This is a genomic window from Streptomyces sp. NPDC051452, assembly GCF_044454765.1.
GTDB lineage: Bacteria > Actinomycetota > Actinomycetes > Streptomycetales > Streptomycetaceae > Streptomyces.
The window spans coordinates 464,420-482,700 of record NZ_JBITEB010000004.1 but is presented as its reverse complement, the minus strand read 5'-3'; the positions used below and the strand labels follow the sequence as shown (position 1 = coordinate 482,700).

Sequence of the window (18,281 nt, the reverse complement as noted above, 5' to 3'; positions counted from 1 at the left end):
TTACCAGTGCGTGACCGACCGGTCAAACCGCAGTGAAACCTTGATGCGGGTGCGGAAACGCCGTCGCGGCCCCGACGGTCGTCCTCATCAGCGAGAACGGTCGGGACCGCGTCGTCTCGGCCATTACTGGCCAGTAGTAACTTGTGCGTGAATTCACACGCTCGGCTCACACGGTGTGCTCACGCCGGCGGCTCACACCGCCTGGGCGCCGATGTACGTCTCCCGCTTCTCGACGGCCATCCGGTACAGGCGTCCGGCGCGGTAGGAGGACCGCACCAGCGGGCCGGACATCACCCCGGAGAAGCCGATCTGCTCGGCCTCCTCCTTCAGCTCCACGAACTCGTGCGGCTTCACCCAGCGCTCCACCGGGTGGTGCCGGACGGAGGGGCGCAGGTACTGCGTGATGGTGACCAGCTCGCAGCCCGCGTCGTGCAGCTGCCGGAGCGCCTCGCCGACCTCCTCGCGGGTCTCGCCCATGCCGAGGATCAGGTTCGACTTGGTGACCAGGCCGAAGTCGCGGGCCTCGGTGATGACCTTCAGGGAGCGCTCGTAGCGGAAGCCGGGGCGGATGCGCTTGAAGATGCGGGGGACGGTCTCGACGTTGTGCGCGAAGACCTCGGGGCGCGAGGAGAAGACCTCGGCGAGCTGCTCGGGGATCGCGTTGAAGTCGGGAGCCAGCAGCTCGACCTTGGTGTGGCCGCCCTCGCGGTCCGCCGTCTGCCGGTGGATCTGGCGCACGGTCTCGGCGTACAGCCAGGCGCCGCCGTCCTCCAGGTCGTCGCGGGCGACGCCGGTGATGGTGGCGTAGTTCAGGTCCATGGTGACCACGGACTCGCCGACGCGGCGCGGCTCGTCGCGGTCCAGCGCCTCGGGCTTGCCGGTGTCGATCTGGCAGAAGTCACAGCGCCGGGTGCACTGGTCGCCGCCGATGAGGAAGGTCGCCTCGCGGTCCTCCCAGCACTCGTAGATGTTCGGGCAGCCGGCTTCCTGGCAGACCGTGTGCAGACCCTCGCTCTTCACGAGGCTCTGCATCTTCGTGTACTCGGGGCCCATTTTCGCCCGCGTCTTGATCCACTCGGGCTTGCGCTCGATGGGGGTCTGGCTGTTACGGACCTCCAGGCGCAGCATCTTGCGTCCGTCGGGTGCGACTGCGGACACGACCGGCTCCCTGTGACTTCGATTCTTCGGCGTACACCAGGGTACGCCCGTGCTCATTGCGCCCTGCCCGTGAGATCAACCTCGTGGTCGCAGGGCGCATTCCCGAAACGGCCGGGCGGATCAGGCGCCGGCCCTCTCGATCACCCGCGGCTTGAGGTCCGCGTCCTCCAGGACGTCCCGCAGGTGCTTCTCCACGACCGGCAGAACCTCGTCGATCGTGACGTCCCGGCCCAGCTCGGCGGCGAGGGAGGCCACTCCGGCGTCCCGGATCCCGCAGGGGATGATCCGGTCGAACCACTTGTTGTCCGGGTTCACGTTGAGGGCGAAACCGTGCATGGTGACGCCCTTGGCGACCCGGATGCCGATCGCGGCGATCTTGCGGTCCTCGCGCCGCTGGCCGGCGTTGGACGGGGCGTACTCCGGGCCGTTGAGCCGGGGGTCGAACTCCTCGTCGGTCAGCCGCGGGTCGAAGTCGAGGGAGAGCCCCGCCCCGGCGGGCCGCCGCTCGACCGGGTCGCCCAGCACCCATACCCCGCTGCGGCCCTCGACCCGGGTGGTCTCCAGGCCGAACTCGGCACAGGTGTGGATGATCGCCTCCTCCAGGCGCCGCACGTGCGCCACGACGTCCACCGGGCGGGGGAGCTTCTGGATGGGGTAGCCCACCAGCTGGCCCGGGCCGTGCCAGGTGATCTTGCCGCCGCGGTCCACGTCGATGACCGGGGTGCCGTCCAGCGGGCGCTCGTTGTCCGCGGTGCGCCGGCCGGCCGTGTACACCGGCGGGTGCTCCAGGAGCAGCACGGTGTCCGGGATCTCGTCGGCGAACCGCCCCGCGTGCACCCGGCGCTGTTCGTCCCAGGCCTCCTGGTACTCGACGGCATTCGCACCGAACCCCATGCGGACGAACCGCAGTCCACTCACGGCAAGCGCCTCCCTCAGCGACCGGTATGTCAGGCGCGTGACGCGCCCACGCCACTGTACGTCCGAGCGGCGTACGTCAGCCCTGCGGACAATCCTCACACGATCGGATGAATACACGTCGAAGCGTGCGATCGGCTGCTCACTCTCCGCTACATTCGCGCCGTTCGTGAGGCCATAAGGGCTGCTCAAAGGCAATCCGGGCACTTCAGAGGCCCGGAAGGCAGGAGACCGCACCGCAGATGACGGACCGACCCGCGCAGCGCACCCCCAACCGCCAGCTCGCCGCGCTCATCGCAGAGGCGGGGTTCTCCAACGCGGGTCTGGCCCGACGCGTCGACCAGCTCGGCCTGGAGCACGGGCTGGACCTCAGATACGACAAGACCTCGGTCACCCGCTGGCTGCGCGGGCAGCAGCCGCGGGGTACCACCCCGGCGCTCATCGCCGAGGTGTTCACCCGCCGGCTCGGGCGCCGGCTCACCGCACTGGACCTGGGCCTGGACGCCTGTGCGCCGGTCTACGCCGGACTGGAGTTCGCGGCCACCCCGGAGGAGGCCGTGGACATCGTCGGCGGGTTGTGGCGCAAGGACTCCGGCAGCCACGCCGAGCTGCGCAAGATCGCCTTCACCCCGGCGGGGCTCGTGGTGCCCAGCCGCGACTGGCTGATCGGCAAGTCGGACGACCGGGTGGCCCGGGAACCGGCCCCCCGGGTGCCTCCGCAGGGCAGGGCCGGGGTGGTCAGGGCCCAGCCGCTCGGGCCGCCGCGGGTGCGCGGACGCGCCGAGCGGATCCCGGGGCACCGGGTCACCGGCGGTGACATCGCCGCGCTGCGCTCGGTCGGCGAACTGTTCCGCACCCTGGACGACCGGTTCGGCGGCGGGCACGCCCGGCAGGCCCTGGTGCGCTACCTGGAGCACGAGTGCGAGCCGATGCTCCGCGGCGGCTACGACGAGCAGACCGGCCGCCGGCTGTTCGGGGCCGCCGCCGACCTCACCCGCCTCGCGGGCTGGACGTCGTACGACATCGCCGCGCACGGCCTGGCCCAGCGCTACTTCGTCCAGGCCCTGCGGCTGGCCCAGGCGGCCGGTGACCGGGCCTACGGCTCCTACGTCCTGGTCACCATGAGTCGCCAGGCCGTCTACCTGGGCCACGGCCGGGAGGCCGTGCAGTTGGCCCGGGTCGCCCAGCAGGGCGTCGGCACCGGCGCGCCCCCGGTGGTCCAGGCGCTGCTGCACGCGTCCGAGGCGCGGGCGCACGGCGTCCTGGGCGAGGTGCGGGCGTGCACGGCGGCGCTGGTCCGCGCCGAGCGCGCCCTGGAGGCGGCCCGGCCCGGGGACGAGGTGCCGTACTGGGCCAGGTTCTTCGACGAGGCCCAGCTGGCGGACGAACTCGGCCACTGCCACCGGGATCTGCAGCAGTTCCGGGCCGCGGCGCAGCACGCCGAGCGCTCCCTCCAGCTGCGCGCGCCCTCCTTCGCCCGCAGCCGGCTGTTCTGCCGGGTCGTCCTCGCCACCGCCCGCCTCGGCCTCGGCGAACTCGACGAGGCCTGCGCGCTGGCGGCGGAGGCCGCCGGCCAGGCGGCGGAGATGCGGTCCGTGCGCGCGATCGAATACGTCAAGGACTTCGAACGCCGTCTGGAGCCGTACAAGGACGCGGCCCCGGCCCGTGGTTACCGGGAACGAGTGGCGTCCCTGGGCTGAGCCGTGCTGGGGGGGGGCGAGCGGGTCGCCCCCCGTGCGCCGTTCGGTCATGCCGTTCGGTCATGCCGCTCGGGGGAGGGTGGCCGCCGGGTCGGCCTGGTGGAGGGAGCCCGCGCCGCCGAGGTCGCGCAGGACGGCCGACGCCGCCCGGTGGGCGGAGTGCAGGGCGCCCTGGACCGTGCTGGTGTCCCGGTGGTCGCCGCACACGTACAACCCCGCCAGCAGGCGTACCGGGCGGCGCAGGTCGTGCGGCGGGCGCATCGCCGGTACCGCCTCCGGGGTGTGGTGCACGGCCAGGGTCTCCCAGCGGCGCGTGGAGGTGCCGTAGAGCCGGGACAGGTGGATGCGCACGGCGGTGTCGACGCTCTCGGGCGGGGTGCCGAGCACGGTCGAGGAGATCAGCACCCGCCCGCCCGGCGCCCGGCTCGGGTCCACGTTGCTGAGCACCGCGGTGTGCGCCACCGGCCCACCGCGGTCGGCGTCCAGCAGCAGCGAGGCGCCGGTCGAGAAGGCCACCGAGGGATCGTCGGGGGTGTGGTGCACCACGGTCACCGGGTGGAAGTCCGGCACCCGGAGCCCTGGCAGCAATCCCGCCGCCGCCCGCGCGTCGGTCGCCAGCAGCACCGCCCGGCAGCGGATCTCCCCGTGCTCGGCGGTGGCCACCGAGGTCGTGGACACGGAGGTGACCCGGACCCCGGTGTGCACGGTGTCCGGCGGCAGCGTCCGGGCCAGCAGTTCCGGCAACATCTCCGCGCCGCCCTCCGGCACGCACAGCCGTCCGCTCGCGAACGCGCGCAGCGTCAGGTCGGCGCACCGGCTGGAGGTGCTCAGCTCCGGGTCGCACAGCAGCGCGGCCAGCAGCGGGCGCAGAAAGCCCTCGATGGTGCGGGCCGGTACCCCACGCCGGGCGAGGGCCTGGGCGGCGGGCATCTCGGACCGGGCCAGGAGGCGGGCGACCGGGGTCGCCGCGATCCGGCCCAGCGCGGCCCCCAGCCGGGCCTGGTCGACCGCGCCGCCCACCGGTGCGCCGACCCGCCCGGGAGGCGTCGTCGCACCCCTGGGAGCGCTCGCCAGGGCGCGCACGACGTGGAGTGCGCCCCTTGCGCTCCCGGGCGCACCCGCGCGCTGGGTGTGCCCGTCCCGGTGCAGCAGCACGCCCGGCGCGAACCGGCGCAGGGTGAGGGAGTGAAGGCCCGGGGTCAGCCGGAGTTCGGGATAGGACGTGGACAGCAGCTGTCCGACGCGGTCGAGCCGGAAGCCGTCGACCTTCTCGGTCGACATACGGCCGCCGACGTACGGGGCGGCCTCCAGGACCGCGGTTGTGACTCCTGCGCTGGTCAGCCGATGGGCTGCCGAGAGGCCGGCGATTCCTGCTCCGACGATGACGACGTCCACCTGGTACGCGGGCTCAAGCACGAGGCCCCTCCTGTGGTTGCGCTGCCGGTGGGAACGTCATGCCCCCAACTGGCTTGAGGAATACCCGAGTTCGGGTCGAGGTTAGGCCCGCGAACGGTCAGGAGTAGTCGCGCATCGACAGGGCACGGTCGCATGGAGGTCGCATACGGTCACACCTGTTCGCCGGTGTTGCAGGGGCCCCGCCCCCGCCCGGGTTCAACAGGCCGAGCGGATCGCCTCGTCGATACCGGGGAAGGCGAACCGGAACCCCGACTCCGTCAACCGCTTCGGCACCACCCGCTGGCTGCCCAGCACATCCCCGGCCAGCTCGCCCAGCGCCGCCCGCAGCACCGGTGCCGGCACCGGGAACAGCGCCGGCCGGCGCAGCACCCGCCCCATCGCCGCGGTGACCGCGTGGTTCGTCACCGGCTCCGGCGCCGTCAGGTTGAACGGCCCGGACAGCGTCTCGGCGTCGATGAGATGCCGGATCGCGGCCACCTCGTCGTGCAGCGCGATGTACGACCAGTACTGCCGGCCGTCCCCCAGCCGGCCCCCGAGCCCCGCACGGAACAGCGGGAACAGCCGCCCCCAGGCTCCACCGCCGCGCGCCACGACCAGCCCGGTGCGCAGGAACACCGTCCGCACGCCCGCCTCCCGCACGGGCGCCGCCGCCTCCTCCCACTCCACGCACAGCTCCGGCAGGAAGCCGTCGCCCGGCGGGGCGCTCTCGTCCACCACCCGGTCGCCGGTGTCACCGTAGAAACCGATCGCGCTGCCGTTCAGGAACACCCGAGGCGGCTCGGGCAGCGCCGCCGCCGCCTCGGCCAGCGCGGTCGTGCCCAGCACCCGGCTGTCCCGGATCAGCCGCTTGTACTCCGGGGTCCAGCGCCGGTCGCCGATCCCGGCCCCGGCCAGATTGACCACCACGTCACAGCCGGTCAGCCCCGCCGCGTCCACCGAGCCCCGCTCGGGGTCCCAGCGGACCTCCCGCGGCCCCCGGGGCGCCCGGCGCACCAGCCGCACCACCTCGTGCCCGTCCGCGGCCAGAGACCGCACCAGAGCGCTGCCGATCAGACCGGACGCACCGGCCACAACGATTCGCGAACGTTCCATGGCCTCAGCATGACCGCCGGGCCGCCGGGTAACCCGCTGGGACACCGACGGCGTGCGCCGTAGGGTGACCGGCATGCCCGAGCCGCACATACGCCTCGCCCGCCTCGACGACGAGGAAGAACTGTCCGTCCTGGACCGGGCCACCTGGTCCACCCTGCACGCCGTGATGCCCCCGCCGCAGCCGCCGTACGCCCCCTTCTTCGACGAACGCCACGGCCCGGACGACTACCTGGTCGCCGAACTCGGCGGCCGCGTCGTCGGCTACATCCGCCTCACCCACTCGACCCCGCTCGCCTCCAACGCGCACGTCATCGCCATCCAGGGCTTCGCCGTGGCCCACGAGGCACGGGGGCGGGGCGTGGGACGCGCGCTGGTCCGGGCCGCCGTCGAGGAGGCGCGCGGGCGCGGTGCCCGGCGCCTGACCCTGCGCGTCCTCGGACACAACACCCCCGCCCGCACGCTCTACGAGTCCGAGGGCTTCACCGTCGAGGGCGTGCTCCCCGAGGAGTTCCACCTCGACGGCGCCTACGTCGACGACGTCCTCATGGGCCGACGCCTGTGACCGGCCGCCGGACACCACCGCCCGAAGGTGCCGCCCGCGTCCCTTAGGAATCGACCAGTTCGCCCGTGTCCACCGCCGTCGTCGACGCGGCCGCGCGCCGGGCGTCGGCCGCGACCTCGGAGGCCGTCAGCACGTACCCCGTCTCGGTGTCCGAGGTGGAGCGGGCGAACACCACCCCGAACACCCTGCCCCGCGTCGTCAGCAGCGGGCCCCCGGAGTTGCCCGGCCGGACCGTGGAGCGCACCGAGTAGATCTCCCGGGTCACCGCGCGCTCGTTGTAGATGTCCTGGCCGGTCGCCCGCACCCGGCTCGCCACCGTCGCCGCCTGCAGATCCAGACTCCCGTCCTGGGGATAGCCGGCCACCACCGCCGAGTCCCCGCGCTCGGCACCGGTGTCGAAGCGCAGCACCGGCGCGCGCAGCCCCGGCACGTACAGCACCGCCACGTCCCGGTCCGGGTCGAAGAGCACCACCCGCGCCTCGTACGCCGGCCCGACCCCGCCCACCCGCACGCTCGGCCGGTCGATGCCGGCCACCACGTGCGCGTTGGTCATCACGCGCCGCGCGGCGAACACGAAGCCGCTGCCCTCGCGGCCCTCGGTGCCCGCCGCACCCTCGATCTTCACCGTGCTCAGCCGGGCCGCGTTCGAGGCGGCCGGAGTGACGCTGTCGCCCGTGGGCCGGGCCACCTGGGCCGTCGACTCGTTCTCGAAGGGGTTGAAGACCTGCGGGAAACCCGCCTCGGTCAGCGCCGAGGTGGCCCGCGAGAACCACGCCGGCGTGGTGTCCGGCATCGCCTGCTGCACCGCGCCCAGCACCGCCGAGTTCCGTATCGCCGTCGTCAGCGCCTGCGACGGGGCCGCGCCCAGCACGCTCGCCGCCACCCAGGCCACGATCAGTACCGCCACCGAGTTGGCCGCCGCGCCCCCCACCCCGTCCGCCACCCGCAGCGGACCGCGGTCCAGCTCGCCGCGCAACCGCAGCGCCAGCCGCCCCGCCAGCTCGTGCCCCGCCACCGCCGGCACCAGCACCGTCAGCACCGCGAGCACCGTCGCCTGCGCCGACCCGCGCTCCACCAGCCCCGTCACCCACGGCAGCACCCACACGCCGACGACGGCCCCGCCCACGAACCCGGCCAGGGAGACACATCCGGCCACCAGTCCACGCCGGTAGCCCGACATCGCGTAGACGAGGACCACCAGCACAAGCACCAGGTCGAGCAGGTCCACGGAGCCGCCTTTCTTCTCGGACCCCTCAGTACGGACGGGGCGGGTCCGCTGATCAGTCACGCGCGGGCGGTCACCATGCGGCGAACCGGCCACGTGCGTCTGTACCCCCGGAAACGTCCCGGACCAGGACGATGGTTCCACCGGCTGGCACAACGCACATCGCGGGCGCGGCCGAACGGTCCGAGAGTGGCACCATGCGTGTCGTCCTCAGAGTGCTCCGCTGCCTGCCCGGCCTGCTGGCCGCCCTCGCGCTGGCGCTGTGCGCCCACGGCGCCGAATACCTGGCCGCCACCCGCCCCGACCGGGCCGTGCCCGCCCGGCCCTCGGCGCCCGCCTACCGCGCCCCCCGGCCGCCGATCGTGCCCCGCTCGGCCTGGCTGGAACCCGCCACCGGACGCACCCAGCCGCCACCGCGCTACGACGACCGGGTCGTCGCCGTGTTCGTCCACCACACCGACTCGCCCAACGGGTACGACTGCGCCGACGCCCCCGGCATCATCCGCCGCCTGTACGCCGGCCAGACCCACGACCGCGGCTGGGACGACATCGGCTACAACTTCCTCGTCGACCGCTGCGGCACCCTCTACGAAGGCCGCGCCGGGGGCGTCGACCGGGCCGTCACCGGCGCCCACGCCCAGGGCTTCAACCACCGCACCGTCGGCGTCGCGGCCATCGGCACGTTCACCGCCGGCGTCCCCGTGCCCGTGGCCATGACCGACGCGGTCGCCGCCCTGGCCGCCTGGAAGCTCGGCCTCGCCGGCGTCGACCCCCGCAGCCGGGTCCGGCTGGTCTCCAGCAACGGCCTCAGCCGCTACAAGGCGGGCACCGGTGCCACCCTGCCCGCCGTATCCGGCCACGACCAGGGCTTCATGACCAGCTGCCCCGGCGCCGCCCTCACCGCCCGCCTCCCCGCAATCCGCGCCCGGGCCGCCCGACTCCAGGGCCGGACACCCGCCGGACGGCACCAGCCGGCGCCGGGCGCCAGGACGGCACCCACGGGCGTCAGGCCTTGAAGCGGTCCCAGAGGCGGGGGTAACTGTCCGCCAGCGCGCGTTCGTTCTCGAGGTCCAGAGACCTGCCCGCCGGTTCGGCCGGTGCCGGGGCGATGCCCAGGTCGGGCGCGACGGTGCCGGTGAGCTGCTCGTAGGCCTCGTCCGCCGCGTACCCCAGCTCCTCGCCGTCGCCGTCGATCTCCTCGTCGAACTCGTCCAGCAGCTCGGCCAGCGAGTCCGGGTCGTGCAGCGCGCCCTCGTAGACCTCCCGGCCCTGGCCGATCAGCCAGCACCTGAAGAAGTCGAACGCGTCGTCGCTGCACCCGTCCAGCAGCACCCAGGCCGCACCCCACAGGTCCCAGCGGTAGGCGCGGTTGTAGCGGGCCTCGAAGTGCCGGGCGAAGTCCAGGACCAGTTCCGGGTCAAGCTGGAGCAGCCGGTCCACCAGGGCGTCCGCCTGCTCCTCGGGATCGCCCTCGGCGGCCGCGCGGGTGGCGTCGATCAGCTCCCAGAACTCCGTCTCGTCCATCACGCCACCAGCATCGGGCCTTCACCGGTGGGCCGCACGCGGAGTACCGCGGATCGTTACCCGGCGTCCGCGCGCCCGTACAGCGCCGCGGCCCGCGCCGCGTCCGCCGCGAACCGCTCCCGCAGGCTCACCGGCGCCAGCACCTCCGCCTCCGGACCGAGCGCGGTCAGCTGGGAGTGCGCCACCTCCTCCGACTCCACCGGCAGAGTCACCGTCACCCAGCCCCCGGCGTCCGGCTCGCCCGCGGCGTCGAGCGCCTCGCGCGCGGACAGCGGATCGACGGCGTGCCGCAGCCCGAGCACGCCCCGCGGAGACAGCCGTACGACGACCTCGGCCCGCAGGATCGACCGCGCGAACCGCTCGGCCTGGGCCGCCCAGAAGCCGGACAGGTCGAACTCCGGGTCGCGGTCGAACCGCTCGGCCAGGCGGTCCGCGGCGGTGAACCGGTCGATCCGGTACGTCCGGAAGGAGCCGCCCGGAGCGACCCGCGCGCACAGGTACCAGACCCCGGCCTTCAGCACGAGCCCGTACGGCTCCAGCCGCCGCTCCACCTCGCCGTCCCCGCGCCGGTAACGGGCGAGGACCCGGCCGTCCGCCCACACCGCCTCGGCCAGCGCCGGCAGCAGCGCGGGCGTCTCCGGCTCCCGGAACCAGGCGGGCGCGTCCAGATGGAACCGCTGCGCGGCGCTGTCCGCGGCGTCCCGCAGCGCGGGCAGCAGCGCCGCCGACACCTTCAGCCGGGCCGCCGAGGCGGCGTCCTCCAGACCCAGCTGTCTCAGCGCCGCGGGCACCCCGCTCAGGAACAGCGCCTCGGCCTCGCCGCGGGCCAGCCCCGTCAGCCGCGTCCGGTACCCGCCGACCAGCCGGTACCCCCCGGCCCGGCCCCGGTCCGCGTAGACGGGCACCCCCGCCTCCGACAGCGCCTGCGCGTCCCGGGTGACGGTCCGCTCCGACACCTCCAGCTCCCGCGCCAGCTCGGCGGCGGTCATGGCGGGCCGCGACTGCAGCAGGAGGACCATCTTGATCAGGCGGGCGGCGCGCATGCCCCTCATGATGCCGGGGGCCACCGACAGAGAACCGGGGGCACCGACGAAGAAGGGGTACGGCGGTGGCCGTACCCCTTCCCCGCACCTCGGTGCGACTCCTACAGCCCGTACTTGTCCCGGGCCTCCTTCACCGCCGTCGCCTTGACCTCGCCGCGCCTGGCCAGCTGGGCCAGGGCCGCGACGACGATCGACTCGGCGTCGACGCCGAAGTGGCGGCGGGCGGCCTGCCGGGTGTCCGACAGACCGAAGCCGTCGGCGCCCAGCGAGGACCAGTCCTGCTCGACCCACTGCGCGATCTGGTCCGGGACCTGGCGCATGTAGTCGGAGACGGCCAGCACCGGGCCCTCCGCGCCCTGCAGCGCCTGACGGACGTACGGCACGCGCTCCTCGCCGCGCAGGAGGGCCGCGTCGGCCTCCAGCGCGTCACGGCGCAGTTCGGTCCAGGAGGTCGCCGACCACACGTCGGCGGCCACGCCCCACTCCTCGGCGAGCAGCTTCTGGGCGTTCAGTGCCCAGTGGATGGCCGTACCGGACCCCAGCAGCTGGATGCGCGGGGCGTTGGCGGTCACGGAAACGCCCGCGGACTCCGCCGTGTTGAAGCGGTACAGGCCCTTGACGACACCCTCGTCGATGCCCAGGCCCTGCGGCTTGGCCGGCTGCGGCATCGGCTCGTTGTAGACCGTCAGGTAGTAGAAGACGTTCTGGTCCTCGCCCTCCTTGGCCTCGCCGTACATCCGGCGCAGACCCTCGCGGACGATGACCGCCACCTCGTAGGCGAACGCGGGGTCGTAGGTGAGGGCGGCGGGGTTGGTGGCCGCGATCACCGGGGAGTGGCCGTCCGCGTGCTGCAGGCCCTCGCCCGTCAGCGTCGTACGACCGGCCGTGGCGCCGACGAGGAAGCCGCGGCCGAGCTGGTCGCCGAGCTGCCACATCTGGTCGGCGGTGCGCTGCCAGCCGAACATCGAGTAGAAGATGTAGAACGGGATCATCGCCTCGCCGTGCGTCGCGTACGCGGTGGACGCGGCGATGAAATCGGCCATCGAACCGGCCTCGGTGATCCCCTCGTTGAGGATCTGGCCGTTCTTGGCCTCCTTGTAGTACATCAGCTGGTCGCGGTCGACCGGTTCGTACGTCTGGCCCTTCGGGGAGTAGATCCCGAGCGAGGGGAACAGGCTCTCCATGCCGAAGGTGCGCGCCTCGTCGGGGACGATCGGCACCCAGCGCTTGCCCGTCTCCTTGTCCCGGACCAGGTCCTTGACCAGACGGACGAAGGCCATGGTGGTGGCCACGCTCTGCGAGCCGGAGCCCTTGTCGAAGGAGGTGAAGGCCTTCTCGGCGGGGGCCGGCAGCGGGGCCAGCGCGTGCGTGCGGCGGGCCGGGGCCGGGCCGCCGAGGGCCGCGCGGCGCTCCTGGAGGTAGCGCACCTCGGGTGAGTCGGCGCCCGGGTGGCCGTAGGGGACCACGCCGTCGGTGAAGTCGCTGTCCTTGATCGGCAGCTCCAGCAGGTCGCGCATCGCCTTGAACTCGTCCACCGTCAGCTTCTTCATCTGGTGGTTGGCGTTCTTCGACGCGAAGCCCTCGCCGAGGGTGTGGCCCTTGACCGTCTGGGCCAGGATCACGGTCGGCGCGCCCTTGTGCTCGACGGCGGCCTTGTACGCGGCGTAGACCTTGCGGGCCTCGTGGCCGCCGCGCGAGAGGTGGAAGCACTCGAGGATCTTGTCGTCGCCCAGCAGCTTCGCCATCTCCACGAGCGCCGGGTCGGCGCCGAAGAAGTCCTGGCGGATGTAGGCGGCGTCGCGGGTCTGGTACGTCTGGATCTGCGCGTCCGGTACCTGGCGCAGCCGGCGTACCAGCGCGCCGGTGGTGTCGAGCTGGAAGAGCTCGTCCCAGGCGGTGCCCCACAGCGTCTTGATCACGTTCCAGCCGGCGCCGCGGAACTGGGCCTCCAGCTCCTGCACGATCTTGAAGTTGGCGCGGACCGGGCCGTCGAGGCGCTGCAGGTTGCAGTTGATGACGAAGGTGAGGTTGTCCAGCTCCTCGCGGGCGGCCAGCGCGAGGGCCGCCGTCGACTCGGGCTCGTCCATCTCGCCGTCGCCGAGGAACGCCCACACGTGCGAGGCGGAGACGTCCTTGATGGCGCGGTTGGTCAGATAGCGGTTGAAGCGCGCCTGGTAGATCGCCGACAGCGGACCGAGGCCCATGGAGACGGTGGGGAACTCCCACAGCCAGGGCAGCCGGCGCGGGTGCGGGTACGAGGGCAGACCGTTGCCGCCGGCCTCCTGGCGGAAGTTGTCCAGGTGGTGCTCGTTCAGCCGGCCGTCGAGGAAGGCGCGGGCGTAGATACCGGGGGAGGCGTGGCCCTGGATGTAGAGCTGGTCGCCGGAGCCGGCGGCCTCCTGGGATTCCTTGCCCTTGAAGAAGTGGTTGAAGCCGGTCTCGTACAGCCAGGCCGCGGAGGCGAAGGTGGCGATGTGGCCGCCGACGCCGTGCTTCGAGCCGCGGGTCACCATGGCGGCGGCGTTCCAGCGGTTCCACGCGGTGATCCGGGCTTCCATCTCCGCGTCGCCGGGCAGGCCCGGCTCGGCGGAGGTGGGGATGGTGTTGACGTAGTCCGTCTCGAGGAGCTTCGGCAGCGCGATGCCGCCCGCCTCGGCGCGCTCCAGCGTGCGCCGCATCAGGTACGCGGCGCGGTGCGGCCCGGCCTCCCGGGCGACGGCGTCGAGGGAGGCCTGCCATTCGGCGGTCTCCTCCGGGTCGCGGTCCGGGAGCTGGTCGAGCGCGCTCGGCTGGATGGCGTGGGGGTCGGTCATGTCGCCGCCTTCCTCAGTCGAAGGGGGTTCCCTCATCGGTAAGGGTCCGGGGTGCCCTTGAGTCTTTGGCAGGACAGGGCGGGCGGACTTCGGTGGCGGCGTCGGTTGTGTGACGCCGTCGCGGGTCCGTCGGCGACTTTAACTCCCTGATCGATGATCGATCAAAGGGGTGAGGGCCAAAACTCGCCGATTCGCCAAAAGTAGGCACCCGGTGCCTTTGACAGGGGCACGCGGTGCCGTGTGTTTCGGGGTGTTGTCGCAGGTGAGCGGGGGGATGCTCGGCTGCCTCGGGGCTTCAAAGCTTCAGGGCCTCAGGGCTTCAAGGCCTCGGGGCCTCGGGGCTTCAGGGCCTCGGGGCGCAGCCCAGGACATGCGCCTTCACCAGCTCCGCGATGCGCGGGTCCCGGCGCTTGAACGCCTGCACCAGCTCCTCGTGCTCCTCGGCGTAGGACTGCTGGACCGTGCCGAGCCAGCGGATGGACAGGGCCGTGAAGACCTCGATGCCCAGGCCCTCCCAGGTGTGCAGCAGCACCGAGTTGCCGGCCGCCCGGACCAGTGCGCGGTGGAAGCCGACCGTGTGGCGGACCTGGGCCGTGCCGTCGGCCGCGCGGTCGGCCTCGTACAGGGCCGTCACGTGCGGTTCCAGGGCCGAGCAGTCCTCCGCCAGGCGCCCGGCCGCCAGCTCGGCCGCGATGGCCTCCAGGCCCGCCCGGACCGGGTAGCTCTCCTCCAGGTCGGCCGCGGACAGGTTCCGCACCCGCACGCCCTTGTTCGGCGCCGACTCGATCAGCCGCAGCGACTCCAGCTCGCGCAGGGCCTCGCGGACCGGCGTCTGGCTGACCTCCAGCTCGGTGGCGATCCGGCGCTCCACGATCCGCTCACCCGGCTGCCAGCGCCCGCTGACGATTCCCTCCACGATGTGCTCGCGGATCTGTTCGCGCAGCGAGTGGACGACGGGCGCGGTCATGAGGGCTCCTTAGGGCGAGGCCGTCCTGTGGCCGCCGGGGGCTTCGACGTTTAGACAATACGGCCGGTTCGCTCGGCGAGCAGGGCGCATGGGGGTGCTTTTGCGCAGGTGAGACGAGCCTTACACGCAACGTGTACCGACAAACACGAACACCCCGCCCGGAAAGCTCCGGGCGGGGTGTTCGTCCTGCCTGATCAGGGTGGAGACCCCTGGTCGGCGGTCAGAGGCCCAGCTCGACCTCGAACTCGCCGGCCTCCAGGATCGCCTTGACCGCCGTCAGGTAACGGGCCGCGTCGGCGCCGTCGACCAGGCGGTGGTCGTAGGAGAGGGTCAGGTAGGTCATGTCGCGGACGCCGATGACCGTGCCCTCCTCGGTCTCGATCACGGCCGGGCGCTTGACCGTGGCACCGATGCCGAGGATCGCGACCTGGCCCGGGGGCACGATGATCGTGTCGAACAGCGCGCCGCGCGAACCGGTGTTGGAGATGGTGAAGGTCGCGCCGGACAGCTCGTCCGGGGTGATCTTGTTGGCGCGGACCTTGCCCGCCAGCTCCGCCGTGGCCTTGGCGATGCCCGCGATGTTGAGGTCGCCGGCCCGCTTGATGACCGGGGTCATCAGGCCCTTCTCGGAGTCCACCGCGATTCCGACGTTCTCGGAGTCGAAGTAGGTGATCGTGCCCTCGGCCTCGTTGATCTTGGCGTTGATGACCGGGTGGGCCTTCAGCGCCTGCGCGGCGGCCTTGACGAAGAACGGCATCGGGGAGAGCTTGACGCCCTCGCGGGCCGCGAAGGAGTCCTTCGCCCTGCCGCGCAGCTTCATCAGCCGCGTGACGTCGACCTCGACCACCGAGGACAGCTGCGCCTGCTCGTGCAGCGCCTTGACCATGTTGTCGCCGATGACCTTGCGGATGCGCGGCATCTTGACGGTCTGGCCACGCAGCGGGGAGGCCTCCAGGGAGGGGGCCTTCTTCGCGGCGGGCGCGGCGGCGGCGGCCGGCGCCGGGGCGGCGGCCTTCGCGGCCTCGGCCGCGGCGACGACGTCCTGCTTGCGGATGCGGCCGCCGACGCCGGTGCCCTTGACGCCGGCCAGGTCGACGCCGTTCTCGGCGGCGAGCTTGCGCACCAGCGGGGTCACGTAGGCGCCCTCGTCGCCCGCCTGGGCGGCGGCCGGAGCCGCGGCGGGGGCCGCCGGGGCGGCGGGGGCCGGGGCGGGCGCCGGAGCCGGCGCCGGAGCGGACGGCACCGGCTCGGGGGCCGGGGTCGTCACCTGCTGCGGAGCCGGAGCCGTCGGCGCCTGCGGGGCCGGGGCCGCAGCGGCGGGCGCGGCCGGGGCCTCGGGCGCTGCCGGAGCCTCGGGGGCGGCCGGGGCGGCGGCGGGCGCCGGGGCGGCCGGAGCCGGAGCGGCGGCCGGGGCGGCACCCGGGGCGCCGATGACGGCGAGCTTGGCGCCGACCTCGGCGGTCTCGTCCTCGTTCACCACGATCTCCAGCAGCACACCGGAGGTGGGCGCGGGGATCTCGGTGTCGACCTTGTCCGTGGAGACCTCGAGCAGCGGCTCGTCGGCCTCGACGGAGTCGCCGACCGACTTCAGCCAGCGGGTGACGGTGCCCTCGGTGACGGACTCGCCGAGCGCGGGCAGGACCACGTCCGTGCCCTCGGCGGAACCGGCACCGGCGGTGGCCTCGGCGGTGGGCGCCGGGGCCGGGGCGGCCTGCTCGGTGGACGGGGCGGCGGCCTGCGGGGCCGGCGCCTCGGCGGCGGCCGGGGCGGGCTCCTCGGCGGCGGCCGGGGCGGGCTCCTCGGCGGGGGCCGGGGCGGCCGCGGGGGCGCCGGTGCCGTCGTCGATGAGGGCCAGCTCGGCGCCGACCTCTACGGTCTCGTCCTCGGCGACCTTGATGGAGGCGAGGACACCGGCGACGGGCGAGGGGATCTCGGTGTCGACCTTGTCGGTCGACACCTCCAGCAGCGGCTCGTCGGCCTCGACGCGCTCGCCCTCGGCCTTCAGCCAGCGGGTGACAGTGCCCTCGGTGACGCTCTCACCGAGCGCCGGAAGGGTTACGGAAACCGCCATGGTTTCGGTTGCTCCTTACGAATTGCGGAAGTCTGTGTCGTCGCGCCCGTTGACCGAAGGCTCAGTCGTGGGAGTGCAGCGGCTTGCCGGCGAGCGCCAGGTGTGCCTCGCCCATCGCCTCGTTCTGCGTGGGGTGGGCGTGGATGAGCTGGGCGACCTCGGCGGGCAGCGCCTCCCAGTTGTAGATCAGCTGGGCCTCGCCGACCTGCTCGCCCATGCGGTCTCCGACCATGTGGACGCCGACCACGGCACCGTCCTTCACCTGGACGAGCTTGATCTCGCCCGCGGTGTTCAGGATCTTGCTCTTGCCGTTGCCCGCCAGGTTGTACTTCAGAGCGACGACCTTGTCCGCACCGTAGATCTCCTTGGCCTTGGCCTCGGTGATACCCACGGAGGCGACCTCCGGGTGGCAGTACGTCACCCGCGGGACACCGTCGTAGTCGATCGGAACGGTCTTCAGACCGGCCAGACGCTCCGCCACCAGGATGCCCTCGGCGAAGCCGACGTGCGCGAGCTGGAGCGTCGGGACCAGGTCACCGACGGCGGAGATGGTCGGGACGTTGGTCCGCATGTACTCGTCGACCAGGACGTAGCCACGGTCCATGGCGACACCCTGCTCCTCGTAGCCCAGGCCCTGCGAGACCGGGCCGCGGCCGACGGCGACGAGGAGGACCTCGGCCTCGAACTCCTTGCCGTCGGCGAGGGTGACCTTGACGCCGTCCTGGGTGTACTCGGCCTTCTGGAAGAAGGTGCCGAGGCTGAACTTGATGCCGCGCTTGCGGAACGCGCGCTCCAGGAGCTTGGAGCTGTTCTCGTCCTCGACCGGGACGAGGTGCTTGAGGCCCTCGACGACCGTGACGTCCGAGCCGAAGGACTTCCACGCCGAGGCGAACTCGACGCCGATGACACCGCCGCCCAGGATGATCGCGGACTTCGGCACGCGGTCCAGGACGAGGGCGTGGTCGGAGGAGATGATCCGGTCGCCGTCGAGCTCCAGGCCGGGCAGCGACTTCGGCACGGAGCCGGTCGCGAGCAGGACGTGGCGTCCCTGGATCCGCTGGCCGTTCACGTCGACGGAGGTGGGGGAGGACAGCCGGCCCTCGCCCTCGATGTAGGTGACCTTCCGCGAGGCGATGAGGCCCTGCAGACCCTTGTACAGGCCGGCGATGACGCCGTCCTTGTACTTGTGGACGGCCGGGACGTCGATCCCCTCGAACGTGGCCTTCACACCGAACTGCTCGCTCTCGCGGGCCTGGTCGGCGATCTCGCCCGCGTGCAGCAGGGCCTTGGTGGGGATGCAACCCCGGTGCAGGCAGGTACCGCCGACCTTGTCCTTCTCGATCAGGGCGACGTCCAGACCCAGCTGCGCCCCGCGCAGGGCCGCGGCGTAACCACCGCTGCCACCGCCGAGGATCACTAGGTCGAAAACGGTGCTGGCGTCGTTCGCCACGTCACGTCCTCCATGCATGTGCGCCGTAGACCGGTCGACGATGACCGGCGGGCGGCTGGTGTCCGGCCGCTTGATGCTTCGGCCCTTCGGTGGGGGCCCTGTCCTGCCGGGCTCCATCTTTGCACTTGTCGCAAGGGTTCGAGACGCCGGGCTGGTGTGTGAGACGTCCCACGTTCACCGAGGACGAACGCCGGTGGGGGCCGCCGCGAAGGGGCGCGGGGGGGCCGGGGGCCCGGGCCCCCCCCCCCCCCCGGGGGCGGCGCCCCCCCCCGGGGGGGGGGGGCGCGGGGGGGGGCGCCCCCCGGGGCCCCCGCGGGGCCCGCCCCGCGCCCGCCCCCCGTGGGC

Annotated in this window: 14 protein-coding genes; 3 read left to right on the top strand and 11 right to left on the bottom strand. The window is 73.0% G+C overall.

The genetic code is table 11. The annotated features are described in order from the left end of the window. Positions 1 to 192 precede the first annotated feature (192 nt). Both lipA and lipB read right to left on the bottom strand, forming a co-directional pair. The gene (gene lipA / locus ACIBA9_RS14425; RefSeq protein ID WP_393901280.1) at positions 193 to 1,158 is read right to left on the bottom strand and encodes a lipoyl synthase; all 966 of its coding nucleotides are present in this window, start codon (positions 1,156 to 1,158) and stop codon (positions 193 to 195) included. 120 nt (positions 1,159 to 1,278) lie between these two features. Then, complete coding sequence (lipB, locus tag ACIBA9_RS14420) at positions 1,279 to 2,076, bottom strand: lipoyl(octanoyl) transferase LipB (RefSeq protein ID WP_399362811.1); 798 nt, start codon at positions 2,074 to 2,076, stop codon at positions 1,279 to 1,281. 239 nt (positions 2,077 to 2,315) lie between these two features. Here lipB and ACIBA9_RS14415 point away from each other — a divergent pair, with 239 nt between their 5' ends. Continuing rightward, complete coding sequence (locus tag ACIBA9_RS14415; protein ID WP_399362809.1) at positions 2,316 to 3,773, top strand: regulator; 1,458 nt, start codon at positions 2,316 to 2,318, stop codon at positions 3,771 to 3,773. A gap of 60 nt (positions 3,774 to 3,833) precedes the next feature. On the opposite strand, the gene ACIBA9_RS14410 is transcribed toward ACIBA9_RS14415, so the two are convergent. Continuing rightward, positions 3,834 to 5,189, bottom strand: a complete 1,356-nt coding sequence (locus ACIBA9_RS14410; RefSeq protein WP_399362807.1) for an NAD(P)/FAD-dependent oxidoreductase — start codon at positions 5,187 to 5,189, stop codon at positions 3,834 to 3,836. A gap of 195 nt (positions 5,190 to 5,384) precedes the next feature. Continuing rightward, complete coding sequence (locus tag ACIBA9_RS14405) at positions 5,385 to 6,281, bottom strand: TIGR01777 family oxidoreductase (protein ID WP_399362805.1); 897 nt, start codon at positions 6,279 to 6,281, stop codon at positions 5,385 to 5,387. Between the two features lie 73 nt (positions 6,282 to 6,354). Between ACIBA9_RS14405 and ACIBA9_RS14400 the strand changes: the two genes are divergently transcribed. Next, on the top strand, positions 6,355 to 6,843 hold the full coding sequence (locus ACIBA9_RS14400; protein WP_362157462.1) for a GNAT family N-acetyltransferase: 489 nt from the start codon (positions 6,355 to 6,357) through the stop codon (positions 6,841 to 6,843). Positions 6,844 to 6,886: 43 nt separating this feature from the next. Here ACIBA9_RS14400 and ACIBA9_RS14395 read toward each other — a convergent pair whose 3' ends face one another. Further along, a complete protein-coding gene (locus ACIBA9_RS14395; RefSeq protein ID WP_399362803.1) occupies positions 6,887 to 8,071 on the bottom strand; it encodes a MarP family serine protease in 1,185 nt (394 codons plus the stop codon). A gap of 194 nt (positions 8,072 to 8,265) precedes the next feature. Here ACIBA9_RS14395 and ACIBA9_RS14390 point away from each other — a divergent pair, with 194 nt between their 5' ends. Further along, positions 8,266 to 9,084 carry a peptidoglycan recognition protein gene (locus ACIBA9_RS14390; protein ID WP_399362801.1) on the top strand — a complete coding sequence of 273 codons (819 nt, stop codon included), beginning with the start codon at positions 8,266 to 8,268 and terminating at the stop codon, positions 9,082 to 9,084. Here ACIBA9_RS14390 and ACIBA9_RS14385 read toward each other — a convergent pair. The 6 genes from ACIBA9_RS14385 to lpdA form a co-directional block, all read right to left on the bottom strand. Beyond that, positions 9,074 to 9,592: a DUF4240 domain-containing protein gene (locus tag ACIBA9_RS14385; protein WP_399362978.1), complete on the bottom strand. Its 519-nt coding sequence runs from the start codon at positions 9,590 to 9,592 to the stop codon at positions 9,074 to 9,076. The two genes, ACIBA9_RS14390 and ACIBA9_RS14385, sit on opposite strands and share 11 nt — an antisense overlap. 56 nt (positions 9,593 to 9,648) lie before the next feature. Next, the gene (locus ACIBA9_RS14380) at positions 9,649 to 10,635 is read right to left on the bottom strand and encodes a helix-turn-helix transcriptional regulator (protein WP_399362799.1); all 987 of its coding nucleotides are present in this window, start codon (positions 10,633 to 10,635) and stop codon (positions 9,649 to 9,651) included. A gap of 101 nt (positions 10,636 to 10,736) precedes the next feature. After that, entirely contained in the window at positions 10,737 to 13,448 is a 2,712-nt protein-coding gene (gene aceE / locus ACIBA9_RS14375; RefSeq protein ID WP_399362797.1) for a pyruvate dehydrogenase (acetyl-transferring), homodimeric type, read from the bottom strand. A gap of 343 nt (positions 13,449 to 13,791) precedes the next feature. Further along, positions 13,792 to 14,415, bottom strand: coding sequence for a GntR family transcriptional regulator (locus tag ACIBA9_RS14370; protein ID WP_399362795.1), 624 nt, complete (start codon positions 14,413 to 14,415; stop codon positions 13,792 to 13,794). Positions 14,416 to 14,635: 220 nt separating this feature from the next. Continuing rightward, positions 14,636 to 16,486 (bottom strand): 2-oxoglutarate dehydrogenase, E2 component, dihydrolipoamide succinyltransferase, encoded by a 1,851-nt coding sequence (sucB, locus tag ACIBA9_RS14365; RefSeq protein WP_399362792.1) that lies wholly within the window; start codon positions 16,484 to 16,486, stop codon positions 14,636 to 14,638. Between the two features lie 61 nt (positions 16,487 to 16,547). After that, a complete protein-coding gene (gene lpdA, locus ACIBA9_RS14360) occupies positions 16,548 to 17,936 on the bottom strand; it encodes a dihydrolipoyl dehydrogenase (protein ID WP_399362790.1) in 1,389 nt (462 codons plus the stop codon). Between the last annotated feature and the right edge of the window lie 345 nt (positions 17,937 to 18,281).

Coding starts and splice junctions, on each gene's coding strand:
- sucB (WP_399362792.1), bottom strand. CDS start 16,486: ATGGCGGTTTCCGTAACCCTTCCGGCGCTCGGTGAGAGCGTCACCGAG.
- ACIBA9_RS14370 (WP_399362795.1), bottom strand. CDS start 14,415: ATGACCGCGCCCGTCGTCCACTCGCTGCGCGAACAGATCCGCGAGCAC.
- ACIBA9_RS14385 (WP_399362978.1), bottom strand. CDS start 9,592: ATGGACGAGACGGAGTTCTGGGAGCTGATCGACGCCACCCGCGCGGCC.
- aceE (WP_399362797.1), bottom strand. CDS start 13,448: ATGACCGACCCCCACGCCATCCAGCCGAGCGCGCTCGACCAGCTCCCG.
- ACIBA9_RS14400 (WP_362157462.1), top strand. CDS start 6,355: ATGCCCGAGCCGCACATACGCCTCGCCCGCCTCGACGACGAGGAAGAA.
- ACIBA9_RS14390 (WP_399362801.1), top strand. CDS start 8,266: ATGCGTGTCGTCCTCAGAGTGCTCCGCTGCCTGCCCGGCCTGCTGGCC.
- ACIBA9_RS14380 (WP_399362799.1), bottom strand. CDS start 10,635: ATGCGCGCCGCCCGCCTGATCAAGATGGTCCTCCTGCTGCAGTCGCGG.
- ACIBA9_RS14415 (WP_399362809.1), top strand. CDS start 2,316: ATGACGGACCGACCCGCGCAGCGCACCCCCAACCGCCAGCTCGCCGCG.
- ACIBA9_RS14405 (WP_399362805.1), bottom strand. CDS start 6,281: ATGGAACGTTCGCGAATCGTTGTGGCCGGTGCGTCCGGTCTGATCGGC.